9 protein-coding genes are annotated in these 12,186 nt (G+C 55.5%); 7 read left to right on the top strand and 2 right to left on the bottom strand.

All coding sequences use genetic code 11. From position 1 onward, the window contains the following. Nucleotides 1-7 precede the first annotated feature (7 nt). Both JQM68_RS07940 and JQM68_RS07935 read right to left on the bottom strand, forming a co-directional pair. Nucleotides 8-547, bottom strand: coding sequence for a hypothetical protein (locus JQM68_RS07940; protein WP_235222469.1), 540 nt, complete (start codon nucleotides 545-547; stop codon nucleotides 8-10). Next, nucleotides 544-1,623 (bottom strand): hypothetical protein, encoded by a 1,080-nt coding sequence (locus JQM68_RS07935; protein ID WP_235222468.1) that lies wholly within the window; start codon nucleotides 1,621-1,623, stop codon nucleotides 544-546. Before JQM68_RS07935 ends, JQM68_RS07940 begins: the two co-directional genes overlap by 4 nt. Before the next feature lie 539 nt (nucleotides 1,624-2,162). Here JQM68_RS07935 and JQM68_RS07930 point away from each other — a divergent pair. The 7 genes from JQM68_RS07930 (at nucleotide 2,163) to gltB (ending at nucleotide 12,181) form a co-directional block, all read left to right on the top strand. Next, entirely contained in the window at nucleotides 2,163-2,426 is a 264-nt protein-coding gene (locus JQM68_RS07930; RefSeq protein ID WP_235222467.1) for a hypothetical protein, read from the top strand. Between the two features lie 260 nt (nucleotides 2,427-2,686). Further along, on the top strand, nucleotides 2,687-2,938 hold the full coding sequence (locus JQM68_RS07925; protein WP_235222466.1) for a DUF6870 family protein: 252 nt from the start codon (nucleotides 2,687-2,689) through the stop codon (nucleotides 2,936-2,938). A gap of 104 nt (nucleotides 2,939-3,042) precedes the next feature. Further along, nucleotides 3,043-4,725, top strand: a complete 1,683-nt coding sequence (locus JQM68_RS07920) for a recombinase family protein (protein ID WP_235222465.1) — start codon at nucleotides 3,043-3,045, stop codon at nucleotides 4,723-4,725. 156 nt (nucleotides 4,726-4,881) lie between these two features. Beyond that, nucleotides 4,882-5,286, top strand: coding sequence for a stage V sporulation protein AD (locus JQM68_RS07915; protein ID WP_235222464.1), 405 nt, complete (start codon nucleotides 4,882-4,884; stop codon nucleotides 5,284-5,286). A gap of 274 nt (nucleotides 5,287-5,560) precedes the next feature. Next, complete coding sequence (gene glnA, locus JQM68_RS07910) at nucleotides 5,561-6,892, top strand: type I glutamate--ammonia ligase (RefSeq protein WP_235222463.1); 1,332 nt, start codon at nucleotides 5,561-5,563, stop codon at nucleotides 6,890-6,892. A gap of 36 nt (nucleotides 6,893-6,928) precedes the next feature. After that, nucleotides 6,929-7,468 (top strand): ANTAR domain-containing response regulator, encoded by a 540-nt coding sequence (locus JQM68_RS07905; protein ID WP_235222462.1) that lies wholly within the window; start codon nucleotides 6,929-6,931, stop codon nucleotides 7,466-7,468. Nucleotides 7,469-7,648: 180 nt separating this feature from the next. Beyond that, nucleotides 7,649-12,181 (top strand): glutamate synthase large subunit, encoded by a 4,533-nt coding sequence (gltB, locus tag JQM68_RS07900; protein ID WP_235222461.1) that lies wholly within the window; start codon nucleotides 7,649-7,651, stop codon nucleotides 12,179-12,181. Nucleotides 12,182-12,186 lie beyond the last annotated feature (5 nt).

Raw genomic sequence — 12,186 nt, 5'->3', positions numbered from 1 at the left:
ATCATGCTCAGCATTGTCGGAATGAGGAAGGCCGTATATGGTAAGTCACCATCGACATAGGAAAACCCAGACGATCGAGCTCAATCAAAATGGCATCTCGATTCGGCAGTCGCTTTTTCGTGAAGTATGTGAGATAGAGAATCTGGTACATCAATTCCCCATGATCCGGATCCTTTCTCACTGCATCCAACGCATTTTCAATGATCTGGAGCATATTCTTGCTTCGAATGACAGTCCTCGCATAGCTCTCAATCTTGGAGCCGGACAAGTCCACTCCTGCCAATTCCGCATTGACTTTTAGTGTGGACAACCTGATACCATGCTCCATCTCCATTCTGACATTCATGTCGGTTTCAGAGATTTCCACAGCATAGGCTACCTTCCGATACTGTCGAAGAAGGTGCCGGGTATTGTGATATTTCTCCACAGGTTTCTTGTCTTTCTGGCCAGACGCCATCTGCTCAACACCTGTCTGAATACCAGCCTCAATCTCAGTTTTCAAGGCTTCCTTTTCAAGTGCGAATGCAGGCACGCTATCAGATTTCATTCTTTCATCTCCCTTCTTTCTGCTGCATTTTTGGGCGGGTCACGATTACCCTGTTCTTCTTTACACACTTCCCAGTCTAAAGCCGTATAGAAGACTAAAGGAATCTGCCGCGCAAAAAAAGAGGATCGAGATACGACAAACACCTGTATTTTCAAGGCTTTCCTCGCTCGACCGATTGTTTTTGCCGGTGGGACGCGAGTTTCGATGCTGACATTGATCTGCTCATGGCCCTCTTTGACCACATCAATCGCTTTGCCAATTCCTATGATTTCTCCGATTCCATGGAGCTCCAGTTCTTCACAGGCATCTCCGTAGATCATCTCGCGATACCGACATACAGAAATAACAGAGCCGCGAGAACTGGAAAAGCTCACGCGGCTGATGATTCCATATTCACCGGCTTTGATCATAAATCGACCGACTCGGGATTTAGACCAACCCCAGCGCTTTGCAAGGTAGGTATATGAGAGGAGCGGCATACCGTGCATATTGGAGTAGTAGACGACCGGCATGTATTCCGATCCTTTCACAGACGGGTCATTGACAATCGTGTGAAGCCACATGTCCATGAGTGCGTCTAACTCGCTGAACACAATTCGTCCCTCAGTTTTTGCGGCTCTTAGGAGAAGTCGGCCTATCGGCAGCGGGAAGAAAAAGAAGCCAGATCCTTTGTAACTGTAGTAGTTATACGCCAAATGCGTACAGTGGCGTTTCCAGTCATTGATGGTGTACCGGATGATCTCCTGATCTTCATCAATAACTTCGAATTGCAGGAAGCCTTTTTCCTCAAAGTACTTCATCAGATCCAGTGCCTGTGCTTTGGAGTGAACCCGAAGGATTCTGGGCAAAGAACCCAGTTTACAGACCCACTGGCCGGGTGCCTCCATGTATCTCACCCCATTGATGACTCGCTCATTCGATCTGAAGTTCGCATAGCTGAAAAGTGCCATCAGGCTAAAAAGATGAAGGTTCCCTTCATTATGGAACTCTTTATGATCATTGAAATGTCTGAACCACTGTTTCAGTATACGGACTTTGGGGAATCGAACCAACTGTCTCTTCTGTTTGCAGCTCATCTCATACACCTCCCTTCTCGCAATTAAAAATCGACTCCAAGCCCCCTGGTCTCGGGGGCACAGGCATTTCAGCCTCGGCCCATGCTTGTGGGTGCGTCGTCCCTCGGCTTGTGACCTAGCCGGACGAGAGTACCATTATTTTCCCGTGCTGTCGTCGCAACGAAGATTGACCGATCTTCTTTCACTTGCTCATAGTGGCTCGAACACGGTGATGTCTTGGAGTCGTATTCATTTTTCAAGGTACACTTGCCAGGGGATAGAGTGAGAGACTGCGGTTGAGAAGATGTAAAACACTTCAAATGCACCTCTCGTAATGAATGTAGAAATGCCCCCCTCTTTGACCACCCTCCCAAGAAGAAAAAAATAAAAAAATTTCTGATACCTTGTTTTGGTATCAGAAGGTGAGGTGCCTTAGCACAGATTTCTCTAATTGTCAATGCGTGAAATCATACGAGGTTTTTGATTATTTCTCTCTCGCCGAGTATCTTGTACGGTGGACATACTTGTGCTACCATATGTAGGAATTGGGAGGGAGTATCATGTGTTTTTCTGCTGAAGAAACGGCTCTGATCGATGGGATCATCGTCTCGTATTTCGCACCCCAGTCTGTCAGTGAGCCAATCAGACTAAGATATTTTAAGACGCACAAACATCTTCAAGAGGAGACTATTGACAGGACGGATTTATTAAACATCAGAAGCGCTCTGCTGTTTCTTGCTCCGGAGTTTCGGGATTCAGTTCAGACCGGAAAAGAAATACAATCACTAATTGCAAAAACAAGCTCCATGCTTAAAGATCATTAAGAACACTTTGAAAAAAGACAGTTAATCTCTAATAAACATAATTCGCTCCTTGCGATCTAGTATTCAGAAACACTCAAAAGGCGGAGACCCTGTGAAACTTCAGGGCCTCCGCCTTTTTTCTTTATATTATCAAAAAAAGTTTTCTTGATGGGTGGTCAAAGACCCCCTCTTTTCTACATTCATTATAGAAGGGCGTAAAACTATCTCCCTTGGTTAATTTAGGGATTGTTGGCAATACTTCGCATAGGAAAGGTTGGTGTATGATGATCAGCTCAGAAGAACTAAAGCAACTCAGCAAGTCTGAAATTGAGAATTGCGATAAGGAACAACTGGTTGATATCACAACCGTAAAACTGAATCCTTCTGACAGCGTAGAAAAACGCCTCGATTCCTATATTCAGCAAATCAAAAACCCCTATCTTTTCAAGGTTTCAGACATTGCTGTGAAAATTGAATTTGCGGGTGAAAAGAGTTTCGAAGCATTATTGGCTTCGCTACTAAGTTCAAACTGAAACTGTAAAATCTATCCAATTGCATTATTCCGGGCGATATGCTATACTTTTGGTGTGTAGAAAAGAACGCATACCGCCATCATAGTTGATGGAGGTGCTCTTATATGGCTTCGGCCAAATATCAAGAACTACTTGAGCGGCTTCCACAGGTTGCAAAACCATGGAAAGCCGCTCTTTATATTCGCCTCTCCCGAGAGGACGGCGATAAGGTCGAAAGTAACTCAATCACATCCCAGAGAGAAATTCTCAAAGAGTATCTCAAACTCCATCCAGACATTGAGTTACACGATTTCTATATTGATGATGGCTGGTCTGGAACCAATTTTGACCGCCCTGGGTTTATCCGCATGATGGAAGACATCTATAGCGGGGATGTAAACTGCGTCATAGTAAAAGACCTATCGCGCTTTGGCAGAAACTATACTGATGCTGGTAATTATTTGGATAATATCTTTGTTCGTCTCCAGATCCGATTTATAGCACTCAACAACGGAATAGATACTGCCACAAATAATATGAATGCTGCTACCCGGTGTATTACGGTTGGCGTTCAAAATGTAATTAACGAAAGCTTAGCTGCTACGACATCTGTCAATGTTCGTGGAACGCTGAATGTCAATCGTGAGCAGGGAAAATTCATTGGGTCTTTTGCCTCGTATGGGTATATGAAAGATCCTAACGATCATCACAAACTAATCATAGATCCTGAGACCGCACCAGTCGTGCGTATGATTTTTGAAAAATTTATTGATGGCTGCAGTATCATTGGCATCGCAAAAGATCTTAATGAAATGGGCATTCCTAATCCTACCGCATATAAAAAGCTTAAAGGTTTCAATTACAAACATCCAGCTGGGAAAAAGCTCGATGGGCTTTGGCCAGATAGTTCTGTTCGTCGTATACTTCGCAATGAAATGTATGTTGGGAACATGGTTCAAGGTAAAAACACGACAATAAGCTATAAGATTAAGCAATGCAGGGCAATTCCAAAAGAGGACTGGATAATAGTTGAAGGCACCCATGAGGCAATCGTTGACCGTGAGACTTTTGATAAGGCGCAGTCGCTTTTCAATCAATTCATTCGTAAAGCCCCCCAAAAAAGTGAAGTTGATTTGTTCTCCGGATTTGTACGATGCGCGGACTGTCTGCGTGCAATGAACAAAAAAACAAATTCCCACCCATATGGGACGTATCACTATTATCGCTGTGGCACCTCAAGAAAGATGAAAAAATCATCATGTACGAATCATACTATCCGAATAGATAAAATGGAACTGGCAGTACTTGCATCTATTCAAGGGATGATTGATTCTGCGGTTGAAATGGATAAGTTGATCAAGCGGATCAACTCTAGTCCGGTAAAAAAGAAAGAGTCCTCACACATCTGCTCAGCTATCGATACTCACACCGCAGAACTCGAAAAGCTCAAAGGAATGATAATCGACCTGTACCCCGATTGGAAAAGTGGAATCATTTCTAAAGAAGAATACTTTACGCTGAAGGAACAATTAACCGAGAAAACCACTTCTCTTGAAAAGGCACTTGAAAACCTTAAGCGAACGAATGAGGAGTTCAAAAATGGCATTACCGAAGACAACGATTTTATTTCTCACTTCAAAAAATATGGGAAAATAGATACTCTCACGCGAGCGATGGTAGTCGAATTGATTGACAAGATATACGTTCATGAGGGCGGCCGCATTACTATCTCTTTCAAGTTCACAGATGCCTATGAAAAGGCCCTCGAGTATATTGAACTAAACAAGGAAGCAATTTTGACCGCCTGAGATTCCACAAAAACTGCATAGGACACCATAATATGGCAGAATAGTCAAGTTTAAGCCTGACTAATTGGTAAAAAAGCCATAGTGTCAAAATCGTCTTGCTTCAGGGGAGGAATATGCGTTGAATTTAACTGAAAACATTTTCCACATGGTGCACCCTTGACTTCTTCCCCCGCCGCCTACGATACTTTAGCGGCCTTCTTCCGGGACACCGGGACGAAGCCGAAAGACTTCGACCTCATCGTCACCGGCGACCTGGGGGAGCTGGGCCACGCCATCGTCCGGGATTTCTTCTCCCGGGACGGCGTGGACCTGGGGGAGAACTTCCAGGACTGCGGCCTGCTGCTCTACGACCGCCAGGCCCAGGACATGCACGCCGGCGCCTCCGGCTGCGGCTGCTCCGCCTCGGTGCTCAACGGCTATCTGCTCTCCGGGATGCGGTCGGGAAAATGGAAGCGCATCCTCTTCGCCCCCACCGGGGCGCTGCTGTCCCCCACCTCCAGCTTCCAGGGGGAGTCCATCCCCGGCATCTGCCACGTGGTCTGCCTCTCCGCCGAAAAATAATGTGTGTCCCAGGAGCACATCTGTTTGCCGTATGGAAATTGCACAAAGGTTTTTTCCATGCGGGGGCCGCATTTAGAAGAGTTCCCGAAATCTGTCGAAAGCCCGCCCTGTCACGGCCAAAACCGTTGACAGAGCGGGTTTTTTGCTCGTATAATTCAAAAAAGAGAGAGCAAGGGCGCCCCCTCTTGGGTCGTCCGCGCTCATTTTTTGTTTATTCAGGCGATGTTACTTTAAAGTATAAAACACAGACTTTCAATGTGAAAGGAGACTGTTCATGGGCAAATACACCAAGGAGGACATCCTCCGCCTGGTCGAGGACGAGGACATCCAGTTCATCCGGATGCAGTTCACCGACATCTTCGGCCAGCTGAAAAACGTGGCCATCACCGCCTCCCAGATCCAGCGGGCGCTGGACAACGAAATTATGATGGACGGCAGCTCCATCGAGGGCTTTGTCCGCATTGAGGAGTCCGACCAGTACCTCTACCCCGACCTGGACACCTTCGCCATTCTCCCCTGGCGGCCCCAATACGGCAAGGTGGCCCGGCTCATCTGCGAGGTCCACAACCCCGACGGCACCCCCTTCGCCGGCGATCCCCGGAACGTGCTGAAGCGGGTCATCAAGCGGGCGGAGGACATGGGCTACACCTTCAACGCCGGCCCGGAGCTGGAGTTCTTCCTGTTCCAGACCGATGAGGACGGCCGTCCCACCACCCGCACCAGCGACGAGGCGGGCTACTTCGACCTGGGCCCCCTGGACCACGGCGAGAGCACCCGGCGTGAAATTTGCCTTTCCCTGGAGGAGATGGGCTTTGAGATCGAGGCCAGCCACCACGAGGTGGCCGCCGGACAGCATGAGATCGACTTCAAGTACGCCGACGCCCTCCGGGCCGCCGACAACATCATGACCTTCAAGCTGGCGGTGAAGACCCTGGCCCAGAAGAATGGCCTCCACGCCACCTTCATGCCCAAGCCCGTGCCCGGTACGGCCGGCAGCGGCATGCACATCAACATGTCGCTGTTCAAGGACGGCAAAAACGCCTTCTTTGACCCCGACGCCCCCGGACAGCTCTCCCCCCTGGCCTATCAATTTATCGCGGGCCTGCTGGCCCATGTCCAGGGCTTCTGCGCATTGACGAATCCCCTGGTGAATTCTTACAAGCGGCTGGTGCCGGGCTATGAGGCCCCCTGCTACGCGGCCTGGTCCTCCTCCAACCGCTCCGCCCTCATCCGCATCCCCGCCCCCCGGGGACAGGGCACCCGGGTGGAGCTGCGGAGCCCGGACCCCTCCTGCAACCCCTACCTGGTGTTCGCCGCATGCCTGGCCGCCGGACTGGACGGCATTGAGCACGGCCTGACCCCGCCGCCGGAGATCGCGGAGAACATTTACGCCATGACCCCCGACGCCCGGGCCGCCCGTGGCATCCAGAGCCTGCCCGGTACCCTGGAGGCCGCCATCCACGCCATGGAAGCGGACAGCGTAGTGCTGGACGCCCTGGGCCCCCACACCTCCGCCCAGTATATCAACGGCAAGCTGCGGGAGTGGGAGGAATACCGCACCCAGGTCTCCCAGTGGGAGCTGGACAAATATCTGGTAACGTACTAAGCCGTGTAAGACCCCAGCCGGAGAGGAGATGAAGTCATGGACAGGATCGTGGTCGCCTTTGCCAGTGAAGAGGCCCAGCGCCGCATCCTGCGCCTGCTGGCATCCGACGGCTGGGAGCCCGCCGCGTGCTGCGCCTCCGGTGCCGAGGCCATCCGCACCGCCCGGAAACTGGGCAGCGCCATCGTCATCTGCGGCTTCAAGCTCCGGGACATGACCGCCACGGACCTTGCCGCCGACCTGCGGGGCACCGCCGTACTGCTGGTGGTGTCCTCCGCCGTGAACCTGGACATGTGCGAGGGGGAGAACCTCTACAAGCTGGCCACCCCCGCCGCCCGGTCCGACTTCTTCGCCACGCTGGATATGCTCCGGCGGTTCGAGGAAAAGAACCTGCACCATCCGCCTCCCAAGCGAAAGGAGGAGGAGCAAAAGCTCATCCGCACCGCCAAGGAGCTTTTAATGGACGTCAACCGCATGACGGAAGCCGAAGCCCACCGCTTTTTGCAGAAGCGCAGCATGGACAGCGGCATGAAGCTGGCGGAGATGGCCCAATACATCATCGATTCCTATACCCGTTAAAGGGGGAGCAGGCTCCCCCTTTAAATCCCCTACCACCAGTGACATCGGTCACTGGTGTGTGCGCCCCAAGGGCGCACGGGTCTTGGTATTTTCGCCACGCACATGTCGCGGCAAAAATAATTAGAATAGATTCGCCTACGGCGAATATTCCCTAATTCCTAATCGATTGGAGTGATCCCCATGACGGGAACTGACCAGAAAAACTATCCCCTTTACTCCCCCCGGTTTGAGCACGACGCCTGCGGCATCGGCGCGGTGGTGGATCTGAAGGGCGGGAGATCCTATCAGACCGTGGACAATGCCCTGAAGATCGTGGAAAAGCTGGAGCACCGCGCCGGCAAGGACGCCGCCGGTGAGACCGGCGACGGTGTGGGCCTGATGCTCCAGGTCCCCCACAAGCTGATGGTAAAGGCCGCGGCCGCCGACGGCATCACCTTAGGCGGCGAGCGGGACTACGGCGTGGGCATGTTCTTCTTCCCCAACGACCGCCTCAAGCGCGCCCAGGCCAAGAAGATGATGGAGATCATCGTGGCCAAGGAGGGCATGGAATTCCTGGGCTGGCGGGACGTCCCCACCCACCCGGAGGTCCTGGGCGCGAAGGCCCTGGCCTGTATGCCCACTATCTGCCAGTGCTTCGTGAAGCGCCCCGCCGACTGCGAAAAGGGCCTGGACTTCGACCGCAAGCTGTATGTGGCCCGCCGGGTGTTCGAGCAGTCCAATGTCAACACCTACATCTCCTCCTTCTCCAGCCGGACCATCGTCTACAAGGGCATGTTCCTGGTGGGCCAGCTCCGCAAGTTCTACGCCGACCTGACGGACCCGGACTGTGAGAGCGCCATCGCCCTGGTCCACTCCCGGTTCTCCACCAACACGAACCCCAGCTGGGAGCGGGCCCATCCCAACCGCTACATCATGCATAACGGCGAGATCAACACCATCCGGGGCAACGTGGACCGTATGCTGGCCCGGGAGGAATCCATGTCCTCCGCTGTGATGGAGGACGACATGGACAAGGTCCTGCCTGTCATCGACCAGAGCGGCTCCGACAGCTCCATGCTGGACAACACCCTGGAGTTCCTGATGATGAACGGCATCGACCTGCCCCAGGCGGTGATGATGTGCATCCCCGAACCCTGGGCCAACGACAAGAAGATGGAGCGGGAGAAGCGGGACTTCTACCACTACTACGCTACCATGATGGAGCCCTGGGACGGCCCCGCCGCCATCGTGTTCTCCGACGGCGACACCGTGGGCGCGGTGCTGGACCGCAACGGCCTGCGGCCCTGCCGGTGGTATCTCACCGACGACGACCAGCTCATCCTGTCCTCCGAGGTGGGCGTGCTGGACATCCCGCCTGAAAAAATCGTGAAGAAATCCCGGATCCAGCCCGGCCGGATGCTGCTGGCCGACCTGCGCCAGGGCCGCCTGGTGGACGACAGCGAGCTCAAGCGCCGCTACGCTCTCCAGCAGCCCTACGGCGAGTGGCTGGACGCCCACCTGGTCTATCTGAAGGACCTCCCCATCCCCAACAAGCGGGTGGAGACCCACTCTCAGGAGCTGCGGGACCGGCTGTACAAGGCCTTTGGCTACACCTACGAGGAGGTCAAGGACTCCATCCTGCCTATGGCCCGGGACGGCGCCGAGCCCACCTCCGCTATGGGCGTGGACACGCCGCTGGCGGTGCTGAGCGAGCGCCACCAGCCCCTCTTCAACTACTTCAAGCAGCTTTTCGCCCAGGTGACGAACCCGCCCATGGACGCCATCCGGGAGGAGATCGTCACCGACACCACGGTCTACGTGGGCTCCAGCGGCAACCTGCTGCAGGAGAAGGCGGAGAACTGCACCGTTCTGCAGATCCACAACCCCATCCTGACCTCCGTTGACCTGATGAAAATTCGCCACATGAACCGCCCCGGCTTCCATGTGGAGACCATCTCCCTGCTGTACTACAAGGGCTCCCCCCTGGAGAACGCCCTGGACCAGCTGTTCGTCAACGTGGACCGGGCCTACAAGAAGGGCGCTAATATCATCATCCTGTCCGACCGGGGCGTGGATGAAAACCATGTCGCCATCCCCTCCCTGCTGGCGGTCTCCGCCCTGGAGCAGTATCTGGTGCGGACCAAAAAGCGCACCGCCGTCTCCATGATTTTAGAGAGCGCCGAGCCCCGGGACGTCCACCACTTCGCAACGCTGTTGGGCTACGGCGCCCAGGCCATCAACCCCTACCTCGCCCAGGAGTGCGTGGAGGAGCTGGTGACGTTGGGCCTCCTGGACAAGGACCCCACCGCCGCCGTCAACGACTACAACAGCGCCATTCTCCACGGCATCGTGAAGATCGCCTCCAAAATGGGCATCTCCACCATCCAGTCCTACCAGTCCGCGCAAATTTTCGAGTGCGTGGGCATCAACAAAGAGGTCATCGACAAGTACTTCACCAACACCGTCTCCCGTGTGGAGGGCGTGGGCCTGGAGGAGATCGGCGAGGGCGTGGAGTGGAACCACAACCAGGCCTTTGACCCCCTGGGCCTGGGCTTTGACCCCACCCTGGACTCCATGGGCATCCACAAGCTGCGCTCCGGTCCCGACAAAGAGGACCACATGTACAACCCCAAGACCATCCTGCTGCTGCAGAAAGCCACCCGGGAGGGCAATTACGAGACCTTCAAGGAGTACACCGCCCTGGTGGACTTCGCGGACAAGCCCCACACTCTCCGGGGTCTGCTGGGCTTCCAGTTCGCGGAGGACGGCGGCATCCCCATCGACGAGGTAGAGCCGGTGGAATCCATCGTCAAGCGGTTCAAGACCGGCGCCATGAGCTACGGCTCCATCTCCCAGGAGGCCCATGAGTGCATGGCCATCGCCATGAACCGCATCGGCGGCAAGTCCAACTCCGGCGAGGGCGGCGAATCTCCGGACCGGCTGCGGGACGAGCGGTGCTCCGCCATCAAGCAGATCGCCTCCGGCCGTTTCGGTGTCACCAGCGAGTACCTGTGCAGCGCCCAGGAAATTCAGATCAAAATGGCCCAGGGCGCCAAGCCCGGTGAGGGCGGCCATCTGCCCGGAAAGAAGGTGTATCCGTGGATCGCCAAGACCCGGTACTCCACCCCCGGCGTCAGCCTCATCTCTCCCCCGCCCCACCACGACATTTACTCCATTGAGGACCTGGCCCAGCTCATCTACGACATGAAGAACGCCAACCGCAACGCCCGCATCAGCGTGAAGCTGGTGAGCGAGGCAGGCGTGGGCACCATCGCCGCGGGCGTCGCCAAGGCGGGCGCCCAGGTGGTCCTCATCTCCGGTCACGACGGCGGCACCGGCGCTGCCCCCCGGAACTCCATCATGGGCGCGGGCCTGCCCTGGGAGCTGGGCGTGGCGGAGGCCCACCAGACCCTCATCAAAAACGGCCTGCGGACCCAGGTGGTCATCGAGGCCGACGGCAAGCTGATGACCGGCCGGGACGTGGCCATCGCCTGTATGCTGGGCGCCGAGGAATTCGGCTTCGCCACCGCGCCCCTGGTCACCATGGGCTGCTGCATGATGCGGGTGTGCAATCTGGACACCTGCCCCGCCGGCATCGCCACCCAGAACCCCCAGCTGCGCAAGCGGTTCGCGGGCAAGCCGGAATACGTCATCAACTTCATGTACTTCGTGGCCCAGGAGCTGCGGGAGTACATGGCGAAACTGGGCATTCGCACCGTGGACGAGCTGGTGGGCCGCAGCGACCTGCTGCGGGTCCGGGAAAAGCTGGTCACCCACCGGGCGGAGACGCTGGACCTGACGGCCCTGCTCCAGAACCCCTACGGCGACCATGTGCCCCACTTCGACCCCAGCACCGTCTACGACTTCCACCTGGAAAAGACGGTGGACATGAGCGTGCTGCTGGAAAAGCTGGGCAAGAGTCTGAAGGGCAAGAAGTCCGGCAAGCTGGACCTGCAGGTCTCCTCCACGGACCGAGCCTTCGGCACCCTGTTCGGCTCCGAAATCACCCGTACCTGCGGCGACACCCTGCCCGATGACAGCTACGTCATCACCTGTCACGGCGGCGGCGGGCAGTCCTTCGGCGCCTTCATCCCCAAGGGTCTCACCCTGGCCCTGGAGGGCGACTGCAACGACGGCTTCGGCAAGGGTCTCTCCGGCGGCAAGCTGATCTTGTATCCCCCCAAGGGCACCCGCTTCAAGCCCGGTGAGAACATCATCGTGGGCAACGTGGCCCTGTACGGCGCCACCAGCGGCCGGGCCTACATCAACGGCATGGCCGGCGAGCGGTTCTGCGTCCGCAACTCCGGCGCGGTGGCCGTGGTGGAGGGCGTGGGCGACCACGGCTGCGAGTACATGACCGGCGGCCGGGTGGTCATTCTGGGCCCCACGGGCAAGAACTTCGCGGCGGGCATGTCCGGCGGCATCGCCTACGTGCTGGACGAGCACCACGACCTGTACCTGCGGCTGAACAAGGAGCAGGTGCTGACCGACACCCTGACGGAGGATCACGACATCCAGGAGCTCCGCACTCTTATCGAAGAGCATGTGGCCGCCACCGGCTCTCCCCGGGGCAAAAAAATTCTGGCGGCCTTCAAGAGCTACATCCCCTGCTTCAAGAAGGTCATGCCCAAGGACTATGACCGGATGCTGCGCTCCATCGCCCAGTACGAGGAAAAGGGCATGAGCCGGGAGCAGGCGGAGATCGAAGCGTTCTACGCCAACACCAGAGCTTGAGAAAG

It is taken from the genome of Oscillibacter valericigenes (genome assembly GCF_021531435.1).
Taxonomy (GTDB): domain Bacteria; phylum Bacillota; class Clostridia; order Oscillospirales; family Oscillospiraceae; genus Oscillibacter; species Oscillibacter valericigenes_B.
This window is presented reverse-complemented; position numbering and strand designations above follow the sequence as displayed.

Excerpts from the sequence above, each read along its gene's own strand:
- JQM68_RS07940 (WP_235222469.1), bottom strand. The coding sequence starts at position 547 with ATGAAATCTGATAGCGTGCCTGCATTCGCACTTGAAAAGGAAGCCTTG.
- JQM68_RS07935 (WP_235222468.1), bottom strand. The coding sequence starts at position 1,623 with ATGAGCTGCAAACAGAAGAGACAGTTGGTTCGATTCCCCAAAGTCCGT.
- JQM68_RS07930 (WP_235222467.1), top strand. The coding sequence starts at position 2,163 with ATGTGTTTTTCTGCTGAAGAAACGGCTCTGATCGATGGGATCATCGTC.
- JQM68_RS07925 (WP_235222466.1), top strand. The coding sequence starts at position 2,687 with ATGATGATCAGCTCAGAAGAACTAAAGCAACTCAGCAAGTCTGAAATT.
- JQM68_RS07920 (WP_235222465.1), top strand. The coding sequence starts at position 3,043 with ATGGCTTCGGCCAAATATCAAGAACTACTTGAGCGGCTTCCACAGGTT.
- glnA (WP_235222463.1), top strand. The coding sequence starts at position 5,561 with ATGGGCAAATACACCAAGGAGGACATCCTCCGCCTGGTCGAGGACGAG.
- JQM68_RS07905 (WP_235222462.1), top strand. The coding sequence starts at position 6,929 with ATGGACAGGATCGTGGTCGCCTTTGCCAGTGAAGAGGCCCAGCGCCGC.
- gltB (WP_235222461.1), top strand. The coding sequence starts at position 7,649 with ATGACGGGAACTGACCAGAAAAACTATCCCCTTTACTCCCCCCGGTTT.